Source organism: Pararhizobium qamdonense, assembly GCF_029277445.1.
GTDB lineage: Bacteria > Pseudomonadota > Alphaproteobacteria > Rhizobiales > Rhizobiaceae > Pararhizobium > Pararhizobium qamdonense.
In genome coordinates this window covers 35,169-52,195 of the sequence record NZ_CP119570.1, presented here as the reverse complement: position 1 = coordinate 52,195, position 17,027 = coordinate 35,169, and the positions used below count along the sequence as shown (strand labels likewise).

Below are 17,027 nucleotides of genomic sequence, written 5' to 3'. Positions count from 1 at the left end.
ATATAAAAAGCGATTTAGCGATCACTTGACCACCTCAATGACGCCGGCGTTCAGCGCATCCTCGATGTCAAAGCGCATGTCGCCAATCGCGTTCTTATCGAACCCGACGACGATATCGCCGTGCGGCGTCCCGTATTCGGTTCTATGCGGCGCCCGGCCGACAACACTGCCGGCTGGAATCACGATGTCACGCGTTGTGCGATAGACCGGAGCTTTCTTCCGGGCCATCAAAGGATCTCCCAGTCTTCAGCGAGCAGATCGGTCTGGGATGCCAGCCATCCGGTGACGGTCGAGCCATCGGCTGCACGAAGATTGAGGTTCGGCATTCGGGTCGTGGTATCGCGATCGCCCGCCTCGAAAAGACGCGGATGCACGCCTTCGATCAAAGGGCTTTTGACGATCCCATGAACGGAGCCCGGATTGAGGTGAACGAACATGCCTTTGCCGTTCCACCCGCGGCGCGCGATGCGCTTGCCAGTCTTGAGAGCCTGCAGTGCAGTGCCAAAGTCGGTCATGCTTTTTCTCCTGTGGTGATATCGACCTTTTCCTTGAAGCGCTTGTAGATGGCGAGGTTAGGCGCCAGCTCTGCTTCCAGGTCGGTATGGGTTGTTGCGATGATGAGGTTTTTACCGCGTTCACGAGCGACCTTTTGGACGCTCATGGCGATTGCTTTGGCCGTCACGCGGTCCAGAACGGCGCCGAACTCATCGGCTGCCCAGACATCAGCGTCGGTCTCCATGACTTTTGCCAGCTTCAGGCGATAGCGCTGCCCGTCGGAGAGCTCCGAGGGCTTGCGAATGTAGATCCAGGCGTCGGAGATGCCGGCGCGGGCCAGGAGATAGAGCGCGTCATTGGTGCTGGTGCCAAGCTGCTCGATCACCGGGCGGTCGTCCAGAACGACCTCGTTAAGATCGGCGACTTTCTTCCCCTCCCCGCGCATCTGGCGCACCAGGTCACGTAGAAGCAGCGACTTGCCCGATCCGGATTGGCCGTTGATGTAGACCACATCGGTATCGCGGATCTCAAGCTTCAGCCCGTCGTAGATGACGAACTGCTTTTCGGCCAGTCCCAGCCCGAACGCCTCGGCAATCTCGAGAACGCGTGAGGTGCGCTCGACGGACGAATTGAAGGCGCAATTGATGGTGTAGACGGTCATTCGTATTCCTCCCAGTCACCGCCTGCATCCTGACCAGGGTCGATTGTGCTGCCGTCACCCAGGAGTGCCGGCGCCATAGCTGCGCCGTCGGCGAGCTCAATCTTCAGCGTTTCCAGGCAGCCAACAAAGGCGTGCAGGTCGTTCAAGGGAATAACGCGGTCATCGAGGACTACATCGGTGTAGAACAGCTTGGTCGTGACCTCGCGGGACAGGATCACAAGGCCTTCCAGGCGACCTTCTTCGACGAGTTTGATCGTGCTGCCCAGCACTTCGAGCAAGGCCTCGCGGTGAGCAGCCTTGTTGTCACTCTCCTGCTTGCGCACTTTGCTGCGCGCCTTGCGCTTGGCCTTGTTTTCCTCCGCTTTGGCGATCGCGTATGGGCGGCGAGTGCGGAAATCGACTACCTTTTCATCGGTCATGCGGCGATATCCAGCGCTTCAGAGACAAAACCGATCAGCGCTTCCACACCCTTGAGACCGGTGTTCTTCTCAATGCGACCCATGAGATCACGGATTGTGCGGCTCTCGGCGATCGTGACGCGCTTGAAGCCGAGTGCGTCGGCAACCGGGGCTGCGACGTCATCGATTTCCTTGGTCTTGGCGTCGTTTTCGGACTTTTGCTGTTCGACGGCGCCGGCGATATCCTCGACGAAGATCGTGTCTTCCATGTCGAGCAGATCCTGGGTCGCGAAATTGACCTCGTGTTCGGAATAGCCGAGCATCGTCAGATCCATGCCTTCGACGTCAGCGAGAAGCGCCAGCTCAGCCTGTTCAAGCTCGAGGTCGTAATCGCTCGATGCGATGCGGTTGTCGGCCAGGCGCAGAGCGTTGGCCTCTTCCTTGGTCAGATCGTCGCGAACGATGACCGGAACCTTTTCAAGCCCGATGTTAAGGGCGGCCAGTCGGCGGCCGTGGCCGGCGATTACAACGAGATCCTTGTCAACGACGATTGGCGAGGTCCAACCGTATTTGCTGATGAGCGCCGACAGCTTCTCGATCTGCTCGTCGGAATGCTTCTTGGCATTGTTTGCATATGGCACCAGATCGGCAACAGCGATCAGCGTGACGGCCTTATTCGTCATCGTATTGCTCCCCGTAAATTTCCATGAGTTCGTGATTGGTCTTCTCGCGCACGCGGATCTTCTCTTCGAAGAACTCGCCGGCGCCGCAGGGCGAGCAAATCGGGTTTTTCCGGTTCTTGAGGAAATAAACGCAGCTCTTGCAGTCGTCGAACTTGGGCTTGATGAAGGTCATTCGACGGCCTCGTCGAGGTCTTCGAGCTCAAATAGCTCGGCATCAGCTTCGACCTGGCCGGTTGCCTGCCGGTTGAGAAGCAGATGAACCAGCGCGTCGCCGGCATTGGTCAGATCGTCGGAGGAAGTAAAGCCGTTGTCGGTCTTTGTGCGCTCGATCAGCGCTGTCAGATCCTCGGCATCGCGGTTGGAAACCTTGTAGCGGATGATGGTGTGGGTCTTTGGGGCTTTCGGCTGAACCGGCTTCTCGGACACATCGTCTTTTTCCTCATCCTTTTCGAAGTTTTCCTCAAGACCCAGCGAATCCAGATCTATCTCAGTGGTCGTGAACAGGTCTGCGAAGTCGTGTTCGGTGTAGGGAAGGAAATCCTTCAGTTGATCAGCATTGCCCATGCTTTTGATGAGGTCCGCAAAGGCCATCTGATCGTCCAGCCCGTAGCGGGCATTGTCGGCGATACCAATTTCCTTTGCCTTGAGATCGTCGATCGGGCCGAGGTTCATAACCGGAATGGTCAGATGGCCCATCTTGCCGGCGATCTGCGCCCGGTGCTCCCCGCCCAAAATCTGATGCGTCGGCAAATCGCTATTAGGCGAAATAGCGATTTCGCGAACGACGGCCGGTCTAAAGAAGCCGAGGCGCTTGATCGACTCTTCCAGCTTCGCCTCGTTCTCGGGCGTGAGAATATTGGTGTTCCAGGGATTGGGCTGCAGGAGCGTCGGATCAAGCTCCATCATCTTCGGATATGTCATCGGCGCCTTGTTGAATAGTTGATGTCAGTCAGTAAATATTGATTTATCATAAACGCCGAACAAGGCAACAGGCAAACGAGAAATTTCATGACAACGATTAAATTGGCATACAACGCTGTGACGGCCCAGCTTCTCGACCCTCCCGAGAAGGTTGCCGACCTCGTTTCAGATCTCCTGTCATACATGGTGCAGGGTGCCGAGCAGACCTTTGCCTTCAATCAAGGCACCTGGGACGGCAAATCGTCGTTTTACGAATACAAGACCAACTCCTTCCCGGCTGGCTTTGCCTTCATGGTTCACAAGGAGCTGATGCGGCTCGGCTACCAGGTGAAAATCTATCGGAAAGCGCCGGTCATGCCGCTGGGGCCGGAAGATCCGATCGTGGATGACTTCGGCAACAGCGACCCGCGCTATGCGCACCAGCCTGACAGTCTGCGCCGGGTGGAGAAGTTCGGTCGCGGCATCATCCAGGTCGCAACAGGTGGTGGCAAGTCGAAGATCGCCAAGATGATCATGCTGCGCTACCGGCGCCCTACCCTCTTTCTGACGACCCGCAAGGTGCTGCTCTACCAGATGAAGAAGCAGCTCGATGCGCTCGGCCTCAATACCGGCGTCATTGGCGACGGCAACGAAAAGATGGTCAAAGGCGTGAACCTGGGGATGGTGCAGACGCTTGTTGAGGCGCTTGAGGAGCCCAACCTGCAGAAGGAAATTCTGGCCGTAACCAAGTCGCAGCATCGTTCGAAGAAAAAGGATTCGAACATGCCAAAGGAGAAGATCCGCGAATTAGCGCAGGAGCGGTTTGACGATAAAACGAAAAAGCGAAATCGCTATATCGCTTTCCTCGCTTTGATTGACGTCGTGATTGGCGAGGAAGCCCATGAAGCGGGCGGCAACAGCTATTACGAGATCCTCAAGCACTGCAAGAACGCGACGATCCGCGTCGCCTTGACGGCCACGCCATTCATGCGCGACTCGGCTGAAGACAACATGCGTCTGATGGCAGCCTTCGGTTCGGTGCTTATCCGGATCACCGAGGAGCAGCTCATCGAGTCCGGCGTGCTTGCCAAGCCGATCTTCAAATACGTCACCAGTCAGCCCCACCCTACCCTCTTCCGCTCGTCGCCCTGGGCGCGCGCCTATGAGTTTGGCTACATCAAGAACAGCTTCATGCACAAAGACATTGTGCGGGATGCTCTGATGGCAAAGCGCTATGGTCTACCGGTGCTAACGCTCATTCAGCGCATGGAACACGCAGAGGTGCTTCTGAAGAAGTTCCTGCACGTCGGCCTGCGCACGGTCATGCTGCGCGGCGAGAACAATCAATCAGAACGCGAAACAGCCCTGGAACAGCTCGAGCGCGGTGAGATCGACGCGATTATCGGCTCGACCATCGTTGACGTGGGTGTGGACGTTCCAGGCATCGGCCTGGTGCAGCTCGCCGGTGGTGGCAAGGCAGAGGTGGCATTGCGCCAGCGAATTGGCCGCGCGCTGCGTGCGAAGAAAAATATGCCGAACTACGCCTTCGTTGCCGACTATTCATGCTCCAACAACATTGCGCTGGCCGAGCATACGACCACCCGCAAGAACATCGTCAAGTCCACGCCCGGCTTCAGAGAAAACATCCTGCCGGCCAACGAGGACTTCCCCTGGCACATTTTTGCAGCCAACAGAAAGGTCGCAGCATGAATATCCAAGCTCAGCAGGACCGCCTTGTCGATCCGATTCACTTCTTCAACTCCTGTGGCCTGGCAGCCCTGTCCGAAAGCTTCTACCTCGAGCTTATCGAAGGGTTGCGCGCCGAGAACGAGAAACTGACCCGTCTGGTAGAGCGAGCCCGAGCGCGCGGTCTTCTCGACCAGGGTTAGCGAAAGCGCTAATTAGCGGCTTCCCTAATGCGGTGTGAGTTTACTGCCGACTAGTTCTGGGACTAGCTACATTGATCGATTAGACAGCTACTTAAAATTTGGCATTATTAAATCGCAACCATAGGAGGCGATTATCATGTCTAATTTACTCAAACTGATGGTGTTTGCGCTGTTTACGCTATTTGCGGAACAAGCTGCTGCCTGCCAGCAGGGCTATTATAGGGATAGCTTTGGGTTCTGTTTGCCGGGAGGCAGCACGGTCATCCAGGCTATAAACCCTGCCGTTGCGATAGGGTATGGCGTCCAAATCGTTCAGGGGCTAGCAGAGGGAAATGGTGACAAGCTCAAAGCGGGCATCGGTGGTTTAATTCTTCAACAACAGTGCGCTGTTGTGTGCGATACCGTTGCGACAAACGTTCTGCCCGACCTTGATGCGGTCCAGCTTCGCAAAATCGTTGGGGAGGGTTTCATTGTATTTGCGACGACCGGCGACCCCTATCTAACGGTGATTGACGCGGTATCTAATACCGCCAAGCAGATTGAGTTGAAAAATAGAACACCCGTATCAACTCTTCCCGGTGTTCCGCCGCCGACTCCGCGGGCGAAAAAGACATACGCGGCCGTAGCAGTCTGCATAGGATTACATAAAGCAACGAACAAGATGATTGCGGCTTGGATCAGTGCTCCAACGTTAACGGCTGACGGCACTGGTTACACATTCCCAATGGTCGATCTTCGAAAGGATGATCTGGTTCAATTATCGGCGCCCGCTTGCCCGCAAATGGACAACCCAGAAACAGGTTACGTCTCACGCACGTCAGCCCTTATCTCTTTTGAGGAAAGCACCGTGACTACCGGTGGCCCAGAACAGCTCAAATACTTTTTCTTGGGTCAGCAAGCTACGCCGGAGGGAACACCCATGGTTGCTGGGCAATAGGGTTGAACCTTTGTAGAAAAAGTGTCAGAGCATATCGCAGACGCGGCCTTAGAGCTCTCCGTTGCGGCACTAGGCGGAGTGCCGGAATTGATGTTCGTTGTTGACGCAAATGGGCCGCGTCACCTCCCTCTTCCCATCCTTGTAAAAATTCGTTAACCATTCGGCGCTACGAATTAGCGAATTAACGATACAGGGATTTCGCGAATGAGCACCATCATCGCATGTTTGTCCCAGAAAGGCGGCGTCGGCAAATCGACGATCGCCCGTCTTCTGGCGCGCACTTTCGCATCCGCTGACTGGTCAGTGAAGATATGCGACTTCAACACCAACCAGCTAACCTCGGTCGATTGGGTGGCGCTGCGCATGAACAGCGGCATCGAGCCGACGATCGACGCGCAGCCGATGTCATCGGTCAAGAAGCTCAAGAGCGAGCCCTACGACCTGCTGGTGATCGACGGCAAGCCGGACAGCGACGTGACCTCGCTCGAGGCGGCCCGTGTCGCCGATCTCGTCGTCATACCCACCGGCCTTACCTATGACGATCTGAAGCCACAAGCGGGCTTCGGTAACGAGCTGATCGCCAAAGGCGTTGCGCGCAACAAGATCCTGTTCGTCCTCAACAAGACGACTGAGAGTGACGTTGCCACGCGCGACGCCATGACGTTTCTCCGAGCGCAAGGCTTTGAGGTCGCCGAAACCGATCTTGCGACTAAGACGGGTTATCAAATGGCTCAGAATATCGGGTTCTCGATTGCTGAGACCAAATACCCCACTCTGAACGAGCGGGCCGATACGCTCGCCGCTGAGATCGTCGATAAACTCAACACGCTGACACAGGTAGCCGCATGAAGAAGCCCGAAGTCACCAAGGCCGCAGTGCCTAAGAAGCCACAGACGATGAAATTCCTCGGCGCCCTGGCTGAGCAGCCGACGTATGTTGCCGACAATATGGAAAGCGTGAAGTTGCGCGATCTGAATTTTAAGGTCGATCCGGACTTTCACACCAAGTTCAAGATGACGGCGACCGCGGCCGGGCTCAGCATGAAGGATCTACTCGAAGAGTGCTTCGAGGCTTGGATCAAGTCGCGCAAAGGCGGCTGAACGCGAGAAAGGGCGGATAAACCGCCCTTTCTTTATTCCGCGATTTAGCGATATCGCTAAAACGGACGACGCCAACGCGGATCAACACGGCTGCCAAGCGCGGTCAGAGCCAAGACAACACCGATCAGAATGACCAGCGGCAGACCGACGACGATCACACCGGACAGAGCGACGGCGGCAAACAGCACGAGCGCCAGGAAGATAACAAAGCGGATGAGAGCGGCCAGGAACGCGCGGCCATGGAAGGTGAACTTAGACATTGGTTTCCTCGTTGAGTGAAAGGGTTCGGGTTGGACCTGAGCACCAGACGTCGCATTCGATCGCGACCTGGACTGCCTCGTAAATGTCCGCACCGGCACGAATGGCGCCGAGAGCGTATTTCCTGCCGGAGCCGATGGTGAAGACGTCACCTTCAAGCGGACCGGTCTTGCCGTAGCAATCGTTGTAGAAGAACACCTCTCCGCTGGGCATGACCCGGATGGCTTCGAAAACTGGATTCTCGAGCGCCCAGCCGCCTTTGTCTTCACCGGCCTCGATCCATTCGCGCAGATTTTCAGGCATGCCGACGCTATTGGAGCAAACTCCGAGCAGCGATCCATCTTTCATTCGATGGATCTTCTGCTTGCCGCCGACGGGGTGCGAGCTGCCGGAGTAAGCCCGGCTGTCGGCAGCCATCACGCCATCTTTGTAGATGACAACGCTCAAGCTTCATCCTCCGGCAGGTTGATGCGCTCGGGCTGGAAGACGCCGCGGTAGAGCAGCATGAAGCCGACCTGCAGGTGGCTCAGCGCCATCGCAACGAAGCGCTGATCGTATTGCCCGCCAGCAGCCTTGATCTTGTCCACCTGGCGCAAAACGCGCTCCTCGAGCTCCTTTGCCCGATTCACGAGGGCGACGTTCTCTTCGGACTGCGGTGTGTAGCCCTTCACCGGCAGACCGGTATGACGCTCGACCACAATAGGCGGATCGACCAGGAGCATGTCGCGCTTGATAGGACCATCCACAATGACGCGACCAGGCCGGATTGCAGCAGTTTCGATCTTGCCACCATCAATCGCGGTCGTGTCAGAGCCGGAGCGCCAGTCTGCCAGCGTCGTCGTGCCGGAGATCAGGATCTCGCCTGGCTCGATCTTGCCGAAAGGAAGCTTGTCTGTCGTGATCGAGATGGCATTCAACTCGTCGTGCGTCCTTTTTTTCGGCGCATCATGCAGCGAAAGATCGCCGGCAATGGGGAGGCCTTCCAGCGGAAAGCCGAAAGGCGGCGAGGGGGCTTTGGTGTCGGTCATATGGATCTCCCGTTTTAGCGAATTAGCGATTGCGCGAAAAAATTACACAGCCTTGTTGGCGAGATCGCCGGCCTGGATGGCTTCAGCAAAGGCAGGCTCGCCGCCCTTCTGGCTCTTGCAGCCGTCGCAGTTGCAGGTATCGAGCGCGTCCGGCTCATTGGAGCTGTTGACCGTCATCGGCACGCCTTCAATCTCGGCTTCGTCCTCGATGTCGATCAGCTCGTAAGAGCGCCAGGACGGATGAATGCCGATGAAGGCGCCTTCGGCCGAAACAAGCATGAGGCTCTCGCCGGCTTCGGAGATACCCGTCATCGCGGAGTGATACATGCACGACCCGTCAGCGAAGCGGACGTAGACGTCCGTCGGCTCGTCGAAATAGTCCACGAGCTCGAGGGCGGCTTCCTTGGCCTCCTGTTCAGCAACAGCCTGGCCCGCTTCGAACGCCTTGTCGATCGCCGAAGAGATCTTCTCGTCATGCTCCTTGGTGGAGATCACATCGATCGGCTTGTGAGTGACGCCGACCAGATAGCCTTCACCACGAGCAAAATCATCCTGATGGATCGTATAGGACGTCAGACGGTAGGTGAGGTAGGTGCCGGCATCGTCCTCGATGGTATGATCCTGTCCGAGCGCGATCCAAGCCTGCGGATTCAGCAGGAACGATGCGTGCAGCGGCGCGCTGACGAACCGGCCGATACCGACCTCATCTTTCGAATAGAGGACGTCGCCGCGTTCGGGGAAGTTGATCTTCATGGGAATGTGGTCCTTGAAAGTTGGAATAGGCAGAACCTATCCGAGCAAGCACAGTCAGTCAATATTGATTGATTAAAATCAGGATGGGTAGTCTGGGAATTTTGAGGTCTGGGCTGCGGGGCAGGGGAGACTGGGCGCCGGGGATTTGATTGACAGTTCGCTACCCAGGTCAACACGTCCGACCAGGTCAGGCACGAGGATAGGTAGTCCATACCGGAAATTTGCCGGGCAGCAGTGGGTATCATGTTCGACTTCAGCACAAATCTCTAAGACTTCGCATCTCACACGACAAACTCTCATCACACAGACTCACAGCGCGTCACACGCTCGATCCCTCATGCAAGACGCTGCGACACAGCGCGTTTGATGTCATGCGCGTCTATGCGTCTGTAATGCGCGATATGAGCGTTTCAGTCACAGCTCATATGACAACGAAAAATATTTAGCGATTTAGCGAAATAGCTATTGCAGGACGTTTCGAACTAGTGTCTAAATGATCATGTCAACAACGACACTAGACAACAACACAACGAAAGAGAGACACTATCATGAACACTGTTAACGCATACGCACTTTCGCTTTCTGCACGCTACGATGTTGAACTGAAGAATGCGAAGTCTGCAAACTCGTTAAACTTCATTTCGAAATGCGCACTCGTCGTTTCTCAAGAAAAAGTTGCGACGTTGCTTGCGAACTGCGAAGTCAAGACAGACTTTGCTCAAGACAGCGTGCAAGCGAATAGCGCGTTCTGCATGAAAGCGCTTGAGAACTGCGCTCACATGCTCGAGTTCGCTGTTGACGCACGCAACGTTGATAAGCTCAAGAGCAACGTTGAAGAGACGTTGCGCACACTGATCAACTTCAAGAAAGCAAATGAACAATTCAGCGCAAGCGATATTGAAATCGCGCTTGATAAGAATATCAAAGTCGCAAAAGAGCGTGCGCACTTGTATTTTCGTCGCAAAGACGTCTTTTCGTCTGCAAAGCGTCACGCAAGCATGAATATGCGTGCGCTTGTCGCGCTCAATATTCTCAAGAGCGCGTCGAAAGACAAATACACTGTTAATGACAACGACATTGTTAAAGCGATTGAAGCGCGCTTTACTGCGTAATACAGTCAATCAATCTTGACTTAGCTAGAGCGTGTCAAAGCGCTCTAGCAGCGTCACACAGTCGAAAGAGCACACATGAGCAAGTCATTCTCAAAAGCGCGCGTATCGCTCACACAGCGCGAACTGTTACAACGTCAAAAGCGACGTGAAGAAAAGCGCGTTTCAGAAAGCGCTAATATCGAGCTGTTAGATCGTCGTTTCGATTATCAGCAAAGCGACATATACGAAATGCTGAATATGCGTCATGAGACGCGCTACCACGAATAGAAATCGCTAATTCGCTAAATGAGAGCGCGCTGATAAAGCGCGCTCTTGCGTATCTGCTTATATAAGCATCGACTAGGACAGCAGTCGCTTGGAGGCGCTTGGCACGCGTAGGCGACGCACTGAGGGACTCGCCGGAGGATGGCAGCCCATGGCACGGGACGCCTCGGTTCCTAAATTTATTAGCCTTGGTTCCCCATGGTTTGACAAAGCGCACAGAAAAGCCGGCGAGTGAGGCGGCTCGCCGGCTGTTCGCTATAGCCTCCTTTCGTGGCTACTTGATCATGAGGCAGATGACGGAGACGGAGGCGATGAACGCGATGATGGCAGCGAGCGCCATCAGGTCTTTGCTGGTCTGCAGCATGGCGTCGCGCGTGCGACGGTTCTGCTGATCCAGGATCGGCTGAAGGTGGATGACGCGCTTGGGTGCCGGAATGATGGTGTGCATGTGAAGCTCGCTTCGTTCGTTGTTGACACTTAGCATTTTAGCGAAATAGCGATATCGCGCAATCTGGCGAGTGACGGCGCGCTCGCGGGCGCGTCAGTAACCGGCGTCGCGCATCATCTTGTCCAGCAGGCCGGAGAGAAGCATCAGTGCTTCAACGGAGTCGATCTCGATCCGGAAGTGCAGACGGGTCGTTTCGTGAACGATCGGCGCTAACTGGGCGTTCCATTTCGTTCCTCCGGTCGTCCTCACCGGCAAGGAGGTAAAGAGCTCGTTGCCGTAGCGATCGAACCACACCACGGTCTCTTGCTGCACCTCGGAGATTTTGTCCTTCGGAATGGCGACGCCGACGTCGTAGGAGTTCGGATCTTGAAAACCGGGATGAAGATATCTGGTCATCGGGTGCGTCTTTCGTTCGCATTGTCGTTAAATAGCAATTTAGCGAAATCGCTAAGGCGATCAATAGGAGTTGACTGGCATGAGCACCGGCCTGGCGACGCGTGGACCTGCCATGGCCTGCCGGAGGAGGGACCATGGATCAGCCATGGCGCTATGGGAATGGCAGTCTATGGGGCGGGATCTCGTGGTTTCACGGCCGCCCGGTCCCTTGGACCCCACCGGTTCCCCAATTTACGCCTCTGGGCGCCTTGGTTCTCCATGGCTGAGATCCAACCAACAAAAAGGGCGGAGCCACACACTCCGCCCTCCCCCTCTGCTTAGGTCTGCCGGCGAGGTCAGACCGCTGTCAGAAGCTCTTTGAATGCCTGCGCCTGGTTGGTCTTGGCGAAGACATACGTGCCGGCCCGCTTGGTGCCGGTGTTGATGATCAGTCCAAGGGCCATGAGCGCGTTGAGCGTCGATGATGCCTGCGTGCCGGCAGTCGCCTTAGCGACGGTGTGCCTACGCAAGAGCTTGGCGTTTGGATCCTGGCTGCGGATTTTGTCGGATGCGGCGCACAAGGCCATTTCGGCGGTGAATGTCGCGCCTGCATCTTCGAAGATCTGCATCGACTTGGCAATGGCGATGTTGTGCTTGTTATCCAGCTTTTGCACACCGGAGAGCGCCCGGACGATATCGACCGCCTTGTCGATCGCGTAGATGTTGAACCGGTCGCCGCCTGTGTCCTTGCCTTGGGTCGCGTTGATGAACGCCGGTGTCTTGCCGAGTTCCATCATCACCTTCGCCAGGGAGGGCAGGGCGAGCTTGGCGCGATAGTTGTTGAGCTTCTTCACCTTGGGCATGTCTGCAGAGCCGCTTGCTGTCCGGCTGATCTCAAAGGCGACGCGCTCGTCGAAGGCGGCACCGATGGCGAGTGCAAAGGCCTGCGCCTGGTCGTCCGGATGCGCCTTGACGGCATCGGCGAATATGTAGGCGGCCTGCTCGGGCTTGGACGTCGTTGCGGCCGGCGTGGCATTGGACTGCTTCTTGCTCATGTGATTGTCTCCTTTTTGTTGACGCTTTCGAAAGATTGTTCAACGCTTTCGATGAAAACAACATAAGACGACACGACTAGGCAGAGTATCTGGCATGGGCAGGACTAAGACGGCACGTCTTTACGCCGGAGACTGAATCCATGGACACAATCCTGTCACGTTCCGTGCCGTCTCCCTTCTATATGTTTTATTCTTTTAGTTATTAAACACTATGAAGGGAGACGGACCGGATTGAGCTCTCTTCCGGAATGAGGGATCTCACCGGAGTGAGCCGGGAGCCGCCCTCCATGGTGTGTCCACGGTCTTCCGCGGCGATCCATGGCTGCCCGGTGGAACGGAACGGGTTGTCCGTGGCTCGGGCGCTGACAGGAGCTACACCGGAGTTTGGTGGTCTATGGAGCCGGAGTGCTTGGTTTCTGAAAATTCGGACATGGCAAAAAGAAAGGCGAGCCTTCATAGCCCGCCTTTTGAAAGGAAGGTCGCTGTCCGGTGCGACCACGCTGTATGCGATCAACACACACCTGAACAGATGCGTGCTACACAATCGAATTGTGCAATGCTGTAGATAGTTGACCGTCGTTGGGTCGCTACAGGCGTGTTGCGGCGCTATACACGGTAGTCGGCGGATGGGTGGTCTGCGGTGGTTTGGTGTGAGGAGGCGTAGGCGTGGCGCCGCCCAAATCCTCACCTGCTCGATTCAATAGCTCATTAATAGCTGCTCTACACCACTCACCTCTACTCTACGCACACACCATGGTCTCTTCACACCTACACACCGGTGATCGTCTCTCTGGGGTGATGGTGCTCTTAGTGGTGTCGTTCGCTTGGTGATCTGCTCTATGTGCTCTCTACTGTTCGATTGTCTTTTGCGCGTTGTCTGGTCGAGTGTTCAGCTTATGCGTTGGCTTAGTGTCTGCTTCTTACGACGTTCGTTGGTGATGCGTTCTGTGCGTGCTTTGCTTGTCACTGAGTGTTCTACGTGTCGGATCGAGTCTGCGAGCTTTTACGAGAGTTTTAGCTAAGCCTGGAAGAGCTGCTTCAGCATGTTGACAGCGGGGAAAATTTTAATTGGGAGGTCAGTTTGTCAACGTAGTGTAAACTTACGTCAACATCAAAAGCCTTGTGGGGATGCGCATTAGACAAAAGGCCTCGTTTTATGTTGACAAGCTGTCAACATGAGGATGTGCTAATGCAAGGTTGCCTGAGTGGCACTGGACTACTACAGCTTGCGCCTTGTATAACCCGCCTTGGGGAAATCATGGCCTGGGAGCTGTCATGCGATTGGGGCGAATTGTAGCGGGTGTGGGTCTGCCGTTCCTTATGGCAACAAGCGTGTTGGCTCAAGAGTTGACCGTCGTTGAGTTCGCCAGGCGAGCAGAGAACGAAGAGCGGTTTTTACTGAGAATTGAAGGCGCGGCTGAAGGCTTGCAGGTTGCCAACATTCAAATGGAACGCGAGGGTAAAACGAAGCTCTACTGCACCTCCGGCTCGTTGCTTTTAACGTCCGATCAGCTCCGGGTTATCCTAGTGCGATACGCGGAAAAGAATCCGGTAAAAGGAACTTGGCCGGCCGGCATGTATGGCGTCGCTTTGCTCGATGCGCTCGCTGAGGTCTTTCCCTGCCCTTGAGTGTCAATGTCTGGCGTGGCTGGTTACGGCCGATGAGATCGTGGTGAGCCGGGTCTCTTCCTCTGCCGCGAGGTGCTGATATGCGAGCTCTTGGATTGCGGCCGCTGCCTCTTGGCGTGTCCAGCCGTATTGCTCGGCGAGGTGTAAGACCTGGTTAAAGGTCGATGCCATGGCTTTGAGGCAGTCCTGGTCTTTGTCGGTGTAGGGCGTGAGCTGTTTTGGTGCAGTGATCATGGTGGTTCCTCTTTCGTCCGGGTTGCCGAAAGAGTTAGCGCCGACGGAGAATCTTGTCGAGATGTGGCGCCATGGCGAATTTGAAAAGAAAGGAGCCGCGGCTGGCTCCTTTATGGATCGAACCGGCAAGCACGATGCTATGCAGAGAAGCCGAGATCCTTGATCGTCACCTCGTATTTCCGCTCTTTACCTTCCGGCGTGACAAAGCTGCCGTAAATTAGCTGCTCTGATTGTTTGAGGCCGAGCTTATCGGTTTTCTCAGTCAGAAACTTGGCGAGGTGAATGGCGTGATCTTGCACAGCGATCGGCAGATCACCTGTATCCTGGGTCGCGTTACTCATGAAATTTCTCCTGTTCTTCAAGACGCAGCGGACTGCTGCTATTTGGAGATAGGAACTGCCAATTTGTCTGCCAAGATCGCTAGAGTAGGTAAATGGATGGAATTGCGATGTGGGTGACGCAAGGTTGCGCTTGACGGAGGATTCCCGTCTATCTTATTCAAGCGCTTATGAAGATCACCATGCTGTCTATGGCCCTTGCTGGCCTCATCGCAACCGACGCCGTCGCTATTCAGGGCAATGGCTATTCGTATTTCATCAAAGCGCCGGCGCTGAAAGAGGCGTGCCAGTCCATGGATGCTTACGGCAGGGAAGGGGCTACGATCACGAACGATGGCATCTATGCGGCTGGACGGTGTTATGGTGCGATCTTGGGCATCCTGGACTCCATGACGCTGCAGCCGATGCTGTCGAAGGGCCAGGTCAAAAATATTCAGTTCTGCCTGCCGCCTGAGATGGATGCAGGCGACGTGGCGATGAAGCTCGCCACAAAGATCGTGAACATGAGCGCGGCGCCGGGTGTGCCGGAAGATGTCGCTGCAGTAGCTCCGGCTTATCTCATGGTGCTCGAGGCGGCCCGCCAGGAGTTTCCCTGCTCGATGTAATCAGCCGGCCAGAGGAGGTGCGTCTTCGCCGAGCTTCGTCCAGGTGAGGCTCCACTCGTTCGATCCGTTCTCATCGTGAATGTATTCAGCCCGACCTTGGTTCTCGTCCATCTGGGCGCTATGAATGATCCAGTCGGCGGGTGCTGTGCCGGGTAGGTTGAGCGCGCGCAGCGTCTCCTCGAGGTCTTTCAGCTCTGTGACCCTGGCAATATCGGCCAAGGGTGGAACACTGATTGTCCAAGCGTAGAACGTCATGTTACCTCTTCTATTTTAGGCGTCGCTAGATTGGTCGAGAGCCTTGTCGATCAGGTCTTCAAGCTCCGGGTCTTCCTCTGGATCAGGATCTTCAGCATAGGCTAGCCGCAAGTGTTTGAGAACTATCTCCATGCCATTCATGATCTCGACCGTGCCCCAACCTTTCTGGTTTGCCTGGTCGAGGATATCCCGCATCACGCTGTCTAGCGTTTCTTGACATTCCAAGTCACGATCCGGGTGGCTTGGCGGGTAACGAGGTGCTTCGACTTCCATGAGTTTTCTCCTGTTGCCAGAGAACTTTAGCCGAGCCTAAATGTTCCGGTAGACCCGGTGCAGGACGATGTTCCAGCCCGCGACCGAGTGATGGCCCTGGTTGAGCACCGCAAGCATCACGATCCGCTTGGGCTCAAGGCTGGCCGGGCCGCTTCTCTGAATGTGCGCCTCGACCTCCTCCTCGGTAAAAGTGCCCTCAACCAGTATCTCGCCATTTTGATGGATCAACAACTGGTAGATCCTCGTATCGATCGTCATATCCTCGGCTGCTATCATGGCGCACCAACTCCATTTTACCCTTACTGTCACACGCTTCAATTTCCCAGTCGGCACCCGTGCCTTGCCTGGCTCGCATCAACTCAACCAGCCATCGATGCTGGCCTACGCCAGGGACGGGGAGCGGCGCTGATGGTAGTGGCGATATGCGCCACTTGGTCAGACTGGCAGTCGGATTGCCGAAATCCCTGGCATTTTCTAGCCGTCGCCATTTGCGAATGATCAGACCAGGCGTGCCGCTTTTCTCTGCGACGAGCTGTAAGCGCCGGGAGGCTGTCATGTCGAGTTTTGGCACCTCAAGTATCACTGCGCCCAGCCCACCGTGTCTTAGAGCATCCTCGGCCGATGTAAGCACATCCTCGGGGCTGTTGCACTCGACATATATCACGCGGTTGTGGTGAAGGCCTGCCTGGGTTAGGGCAGGGGCATAGATATCGTTCTTTTCCAGAATCCACAGAACCGGGCCTTTGGTGCGCGCGGCGATACCAGCGACAAAGAGCGTAGGAGCGGCCGGCATAACGGTCCCAGCGCCTCCTCCTGCGAACTCGTGCGTGCTGTTGAGCGCCAGGCCACCGTCGGGGAGGGTGCCGTCAATCGCGGGCACACCGAACGGCAGCACACGGCGTCTGCGCGCCTTGGTGCCTTCTATCTGCTCCACCTGCTCGCGGAGCGCCTCGATCAAACGTGGGTCTACAAGCGGTCTCATGAGAACAAAATAGGAACATAGTCCCACGAGAGTCAAGTCACTTGTTACTTGGTGAGGTTAACATAGGGCAGATCCTCGATGCTACCCTCGGCCCGCATGTCAGCCGGCAGGCACATGATCGCAATCGCACCTTCCTTCTTCAGATCCTCGGCGTTGGTCTTCAGCACTTCGCGGCACTGCGCCATCGTGAAAACGGTCGTGGTGACAGAGATTGGGCTGAAGCCGTCTTCCGGAACAATGGCGATCGCGCGGGCAGGGGTGTCGTCGGTATATTCGATTTCGGCTGCCTGGGCTGCCGGCACCAGGGTGAGGAATAGTAGACCGGTTGCGATGCGGGCTTTCATGTTGACCTCTG

The 17,027-nt window shown here is 55.9% G+C and carries 30 protein-coding genes; 9 read left to right on the top strand and 21 right to left on the bottom strand.

Going from position 1 to position 17,027, the window contains the following annotated elements; all coding sequences use genetic code 11:
- Positions 1-21 precede the first annotated feature (21 nt).
- The 7 genes from PYR65_RS30155 to PYR65_RS30125 are packed head-to-tail and all read right to left on the bottom strand — an operon-like array spanning position 22 to position 3,158.
- Positions 22-228, bottom strand: a complete 207-nt coding sequence (locus PYR65_RS30155; protein WP_276122712.1) for a hypothetical protein — start codon at positions 226-228, stop codon at positions 22-24.
- Positions 228-515, bottom strand: a complete 288-nt coding sequence (locus tag PYR65_RS30150; protein ID WP_276122711.1) for a DUF2829 domain-containing protein — start codon at positions 513-515, stop codon at positions 228-230. Before PYR65_RS30150 ends, PYR65_RS30155 begins: the two co-directional genes overlap by 1 nt.
- A complete protein-coding gene (locus PYR65_RS30145) occupies positions 512-1,156 on the bottom strand; it encodes a hypothetical protein (RefSeq protein ID WP_276122710.1) in 645 nt (214 codons plus the stop codon). Before PYR65_RS30145 ends, PYR65_RS30150 begins: the two co-directional genes overlap by 4 nt.
- Positions 1,153-1,575: a hypothetical protein gene (locus PYR65_RS30140; RefSeq protein ID WP_276122709.1), complete on the bottom strand. Its 423-nt coding sequence runs from the start codon at positions 1,573-1,575 to the stop codon at positions 1,153-1,155. The genes PYR65_RS30145 and PYR65_RS30140 overlap by 4 nt, the downstream gene beginning before the upstream one ends.
- Positions 1,572-2,237: a ParB/Srx family N-terminal domain-containing protein gene (locus tag PYR65_RS30135; protein ID WP_276122708.1), complete on the bottom strand. Its 666-nt coding sequence runs from the start codon at positions 2,235-2,237 to the stop codon at positions 1,572-1,574. The genes PYR65_RS30140 and PYR65_RS30135 overlap by 4 nt, the downstream gene beginning before the upstream one ends.
- Positions 2,227-2,409, bottom strand: coding sequence for a hypothetical protein (locus PYR65_RS30130; protein WP_276122707.1), 183 nt, complete (start codon positions 2,407-2,409; stop codon positions 2,227-2,229). The genes PYR65_RS30135 and PYR65_RS30130 overlap by 11 nt, the downstream gene beginning before the upstream one ends.
- Positions 2,406-3,158 carry a ParB/RepB/Spo0J family partition protein gene (locus PYR65_RS30125; protein WP_276122706.1) on the bottom strand — a complete coding sequence of 251 codons (753 nt, stop codon included), beginning with the start codon at positions 3,156-3,158 and terminating at the stop codon, positions 2,406-2,408. The genes PYR65_RS30130 and PYR65_RS30125 overlap by 4 nt, the downstream gene beginning before the upstream one ends.
- A gap of 87 nt (positions 3,159-3,245) precedes the next feature.
- Between PYR65_RS30125 and PYR65_RS30120 the strand changes: the two genes are divergently transcribed.
- The 5 genes from PYR65_RS30120 to PYR65_RS30100 all read left to right on the top strand — a co-directional run bounded on the left by PYR65_RS30120 (position 3,246) and on the right by PYR65_RS30100 (position 7,063).
- Positions 3,246-4,847, top strand: a complete 1,602-nt coding sequence (locus PYR65_RS30120) for a DEAD/DEAH box helicase (RefSeq protein ID WP_276122705.1) — start codon at positions 3,246-3,248, stop codon at positions 4,845-4,847.
- The gene (locus PYR65_RS30115; RefSeq protein ID WP_276122704.1) at positions 4,844-5,026 is read left to right on the top strand and encodes a hypothetical protein; all 183 of its coding nucleotides are present in this window, start codon (positions 4,844-4,846) and stop codon (positions 5,024-5,026) included. Before PYR65_RS30120 ends, PYR65_RS30115 begins: the two co-directional genes overlap by 4 nt.
- 136 nt (positions 5,027-5,162) lie before the next feature.
- Positions 5,163-5,963 carry a hypothetical protein gene (locus PYR65_RS30110; RefSeq protein WP_276122703.1) on the top strand — a complete coding sequence of 267 codons (801 nt, stop codon included), beginning with the start codon at positions 5,163-5,165 and terminating at the stop codon, positions 5,961-5,963.
- Between the two features lie 204 nt (positions 5,964-6,167).
- Complete coding sequence (locus PYR65_RS30105; RefSeq protein WP_276122702.1) at positions 6,168-6,812, top strand: ParA family protein; 645 nt, start codon at positions 6,168-6,170, stop codon at positions 6,810-6,812.
- Positions 6,809-7,063 carry a hypothetical protein gene (locus PYR65_RS30100; protein WP_276122701.1) on the top strand — a complete coding sequence of 85 codons (255 nt, stop codon included), beginning with the start codon at positions 6,809-6,811 and terminating at the stop codon, positions 7,061-7,063. Before PYR65_RS30105 ends, PYR65_RS30100 begins: the two co-directional genes overlap by 4 nt.
- A 56-nt stretch (positions 7,064-7,119) precedes the next feature.
- On the opposite strand, the gene PYR65_RS30095 is transcribed toward PYR65_RS30100, so the two are convergent.
- Genes PYR65_RS30095 through PYR65_RS30080 form a run of 4 tightly spaced genes read right to left on the bottom strand, consistent with a single transcriptional unit; the run spans position 7,120 to position 9,102 of the window.
- Entirely contained in the window at positions 7,120-7,323 is a 204-nt protein-coding gene (locus tag PYR65_RS30095; RefSeq protein ID WP_276122700.1) for a hypothetical protein, read from the bottom strand.
- Entirely contained in the window at positions 7,316-7,768 is a 453-nt protein-coding gene (locus PYR65_RS30090) for a peptidase S14 (RefSeq protein WP_276122699.1), read from the bottom strand. The genes PYR65_RS30095 and PYR65_RS30090 overlap by 8 nt, the downstream gene beginning before the upstream one ends.
- A complete protein-coding gene (locus PYR65_RS30085) occupies positions 7,765-8,349 on the bottom strand; it encodes an Acb2/Tad1 domain-containing protein (RefSeq protein ID WP_276122698.1) in 585 nt (194 codons plus the stop codon). The genes PYR65_RS30090 and PYR65_RS30085 overlap by 4 nt, the downstream gene beginning before the upstream one ends.
- Before the next feature lie 42 nt (positions 8,350-8,391).
- The gene (locus tag PYR65_RS30080; RefSeq protein WP_276122697.1) at positions 8,392-9,102 is read right to left on the bottom strand and encodes a hypothetical protein; all 711 of its coding nucleotides are present in this window, start codon (positions 9,100-9,102) and stop codon (positions 8,392-8,394) included.
- Positions 9,103-9,650: 548 nt separating this feature from the next.
- Here PYR65_RS30080 and PYR65_RS30075 point away from each other — a divergent pair.
- Both PYR65_RS30075 and PYR65_RS30070 read left to right on the top strand, forming a co-directional pair.
- On the top strand, positions 9,651-10,214 hold the full coding sequence (locus PYR65_RS30075; protein ID WP_276122696.1) for a hypothetical protein: 564 nt from the start codon (positions 9,651-9,653) through the stop codon (positions 10,212-10,214).
- Between the two features lie 75 nt (positions 10,215-10,289).
- The gene (locus PYR65_RS30070) at positions 10,290-10,481 is read left to right on the top strand and encodes a hypothetical protein (RefSeq protein WP_276122695.1); all 192 of its coding nucleotides are present in this window, start codon (positions 10,290-10,292) and stop codon (positions 10,479-10,481) included.
- A 271-nt stretch (positions 10,482-10,752) separates the two neighbouring features.
- On the opposite strand, the gene PYR65_RS30065 is transcribed toward PYR65_RS30070, so the two are convergent.
- The 3 genes from PYR65_RS30065 to PYR65_RS30055 all read right to left on the bottom strand — a co-directional run bounded on the left by PYR65_RS30065 (position 10,753) and on the right by PYR65_RS30055 (position 12,356).
- Positions 10,753-10,926, bottom strand: coding sequence for a hypothetical protein (locus PYR65_RS30065; RefSeq protein ID WP_276122694.1), 174 nt, complete (start codon positions 10,924-10,926; stop codon positions 10,753-10,755).
- 93 nt (positions 10,927-11,019) lie between these two features.
- Positions 11,020-11,322, bottom strand: a complete 303-nt coding sequence (locus tag PYR65_RS30060) for a hypothetical protein (protein WP_276122693.1) — start codon at positions 11,320-11,322, stop codon at positions 11,020-11,022.
- A 335-nt stretch (positions 11,323-11,657) separates the two neighbouring features.
- The gene (locus tag PYR65_RS30055) at positions 11,658-12,356 is read right to left on the bottom strand and encodes a hypothetical protein (RefSeq protein WP_276122692.1); all 699 of its coding nucleotides are present in this window, start codon (positions 12,354-12,356) and stop codon (positions 11,658-11,660) included.
- 1,275 nt (positions 12,357-13,631) lie between these two features.
- Between PYR65_RS30055 and PYR65_RS30050 the strand changes: the two genes are divergently transcribed.
- On the top strand, positions 13,632-13,985 hold the full coding sequence (locus PYR65_RS30050) for a hypothetical protein (RefSeq protein WP_276122691.1): 354 nt from the start codon (positions 13,632-13,634) through the stop codon (positions 13,983-13,985).
- A gap of 3 nt (positions 13,986-13,988) precedes the next feature.
- On the opposite strand, the gene PYR65_RS30045 is transcribed toward PYR65_RS30050, so the two are convergent.
- Positions 13,989-14,219, bottom strand: coding sequence for a hypothetical protein (locus PYR65_RS30045; RefSeq protein ID WP_276122690.1), 231 nt, complete (start codon positions 14,217-14,219; stop codon positions 13,989-13,991).
- Between the two features lie 137 nt (positions 14,220-14,356).
- A complete protein-coding gene (locus PYR65_RS30040; RefSeq protein ID WP_276122689.1) occupies positions 14,357-14,560 on the bottom strand; it encodes a hypothetical protein in 204 nt (67 codons plus the stop codon).
- Between the two features lie 167 nt (positions 14,561-14,727).
- Here PYR65_RS30040 and PYR65_RS30035 point away from each other — a divergent pair, with 167 nt between their 5' ends.
- Entirely contained in the window at positions 14,728-15,162 is a 435-nt protein-coding gene (locus PYR65_RS30035) for a Rap1a/Tai family immunity protein (RefSeq protein WP_276122688.1), read from the top strand.
- Here PYR65_RS30035 and PYR65_RS30030 read toward each other — a convergent pair whose 3' ends face one another.
- The 5 genes from PYR65_RS30030 to PYR65_RS30010 are packed head-to-tail and all read right to left on the bottom strand — an operon-like array spanning position 15,163 to position 17,016.
- Positions 15,163-15,417, bottom strand: coding sequence for a hypothetical protein (locus PYR65_RS30030; RefSeq protein WP_276122687.1), 255 nt, complete (start codon positions 15,415-15,417; stop codon positions 15,163-15,165). It lies immediately after the preceding gene.
- A 15-nt stretch (positions 15,418-15,432) separates the two neighbouring features.
- Positions 15,433-15,690 (bottom strand): hypothetical protein, encoded by a 258-nt coding sequence (locus PYR65_RS30025; protein ID WP_276122686.1) that lies wholly within the window; start codon positions 15,688-15,690, stop codon positions 15,433-15,435.
- Positions 15,691-15,726: 36 nt separating this feature from the next.
- Entirely contained in the window at positions 15,727-15,921 is a 195-nt protein-coding gene (locus PYR65_RS30020) for a hypothetical protein (RefSeq protein WP_276122685.1), read from the bottom strand.
- Positions 15,887-16,672, bottom strand: a complete 786-nt coding sequence (locus PYR65_RS30015) for an ImuA family protein (RefSeq protein ID WP_276122719.1) — start codon at positions 16,670-16,672, stop codon at positions 15,887-15,889. Before PYR65_RS30015 ends, PYR65_RS30020 begins: the two co-directional genes overlap by 35 nt.
- A gap of 44 nt (positions 16,673-16,716) precedes the next feature.
- The gene (locus PYR65_RS30010; RefSeq protein WP_276122684.1) at positions 16,717-17,016 is read right to left on the bottom strand and encodes a hypothetical protein; all 300 of its coding nucleotides are present in this window, start codon (positions 17,014-17,016) and stop codon (positions 16,717-16,719) included.
- Positions 17,017-17,027 lie beyond the last annotated feature (11 nt).

Bases quoted from the DNA above. Each gene is read 5' to 3' on its own strand.
- PYR65_RS30025 (WP_276122686.1), bottom strand. From the start codon at position 15,690: ATGGAAGTCGAAGCACCTCGTTACCCGCCAAGCCACCCGGATCGTGAC.
- PYR65_RS30050 (WP_276122691.1), top strand. From the start codon at position 13,632: ATGCGATTGGGGCGAATTGTAGCGGGTGTGGGTCTGCCGTTCCTTATG.
- PYR65_RS30105 (WP_276122702.1), top strand. From the start codon at position 6,168: ATGAGCACCATCATCGCATGTTTGTCCCAGAAAGGCGGCGTCGGCAAA.
- PYR65_RS30130 (WP_276122707.1), bottom strand. From the start codon at position 2,409: ATGACCTTCATCAAGCCCAAGTTCGACGACTGCAAGAGCTGCGTTTAT.
- PYR65_RS30015 (WP_276122719.1), bottom strand. From the start codon at position 16,672: ATGAGACCGCTTGTAGACCCACGTTTGATCGAGGCGCTCCGCGAGCAG.
- PYR65_RS30010 (WP_276122684.1), bottom strand. From the start codon at position 17,016: ATGAAAGCCCGCATCGCAACCGGTCTACTATTCCTCACCCTGGTGCCG.
- PYR65_RS30155 (WP_276122712.1), bottom strand. From the start codon at position 228: ATGGCCCGGAAGAAAGCTCCGGTCTATCGCACAACGCGTGACATCGTG.
- PYR65_RS30145 (WP_276122710.1), bottom strand. From the start codon at position 1,156: ATGACCGTCTACACCATCAATTGCGCCTTCAATTCGTCCGTCGAGCGC.
- PYR65_RS30065 (WP_276122694.1), bottom strand. From the start codon at position 10,926: ATGCACACCATCATTCCGGCACCCAAGCGCGTCATCCACCTTCAGCCG.
- PYR65_RS30115 (WP_276122704.1), top strand. From the start codon at position 4,844: ATGAATATCCAAGCTCAGCAGGACCGCCTTGTCGATCCGATTCACTTC.
- PYR65_RS30070 (WP_276122695.1), top strand. From the start codon at position 10,290: ATGAGCAAGTCATTCTCAAAAGCGCGCGTATCGCTCACACAGCGCGAA.
- PYR65_RS30125 (WP_276122706.1), bottom strand. From the start codon at position 3,158: ATGACATATCCGAAGATGATGGAGCTTGATCCGACGCTCCTGCAGCCC.
- PYR65_RS30030 (WP_276122687.1), bottom strand. From the start codon at position 15,417: ATGACGTTCTACGCTTGGACAATCAGTGTTCCACCCTTGGCCGATATT.
- PYR65_RS30085 (WP_276122698.1), bottom strand. From the start codon at position 8,349: ATGACCGACACCAAAGCCCCCTCGCCGCCTTTCGGCTTTCCGCTGGAA.
- PYR65_RS30140 (WP_276122709.1), bottom strand. From the start codon at position 1,575: ATGACCGATGAAAAGGTAGTCGATTTCCGCACTCGCCGCCCATACGCG.
- PYR65_RS30120 (WP_276122705.1), top strand. From the start codon at position 3,246: ATGACAACGATTAAATTGGCATACAACGCTGTGACGGCCCAGCTTCTC.
- PYR65_RS30150 (WP_276122711.1), bottom strand. From the start codon at position 515: ATGACCGACTTTGGCACTGCACTGCAGGCTCTCAAGACTGGCAAGCGC.
- PYR65_RS30035 (WP_276122688.1), top strand. From the start codon at position 14,728: ATGAAGATCACCATGCTGTCTATGGCCCTTGCTGGCCTCATCGCAACC.
- PYR65_RS30110 (WP_276122703.1), top strand. From the start codon at position 5,163: ATGTCTAATTTACTCAAACTGATGGTGTTTGCGCTGTTTACGCTATTT.
- PYR65_RS30055 (WP_276122692.1), bottom strand. From the start codon at position 12,356: ATGAGCAAGAAGCAGTCCAATGCCACGCCGGCCGCAACGACGTCCAAG.
- PYR65_RS30135 (WP_276122708.1), bottom strand. From the start codon at position 2,237: ATGACGAATAAGGCCGTCACGCTGATCGCTGTTGCCGATCTGGTGCCA.
- PYR65_RS30075 (WP_276122696.1), top strand. From the start codon at position 9,651: ATGAACACTGTTAACGCATACGCACTTTCGCTTTCTGCACGCTACGAT.
- PYR65_RS30045 (WP_276122690.1), bottom strand. From the start codon at position 14,219: ATGATCACTGCACCAAAACAGCTCACGCCCTACACCGACAAAGACCAG.
- PYR65_RS30040 (WP_276122689.1), bottom strand. From the start codon at position 14,560: ATGAGTAACGCGACCCAGGATACAGGTGATCTGCCGATCGCTGTGCAA.
- PYR65_RS30100 (WP_276122701.1), top strand. From the start codon at position 6,809: ATGAAGAAGCCCGAAGTCACCAAGGCCGCAGTGCCTAAGAAGCCACAG.
- PYR65_RS30080 (WP_276122697.1), bottom strand. From the start codon at position 9,102: ATGAAGATCAACTTCCCCGAACGCGGCGACGTCCTCTATTCGAAAGAT.
- PYR65_RS30060 (WP_276122693.1), bottom strand. From the start codon at position 11,322: ATGACCAGATATCTTCATCCCGGTTTTCAAGATCCGAACTCCTACGAC.
- PYR65_RS30095 (WP_276122700.1), bottom strand. From the start codon at position 7,323: ATGTCTAAGTTCACCTTCCATGGCCGCGCGTTCCTGGCCGCTCTCATC.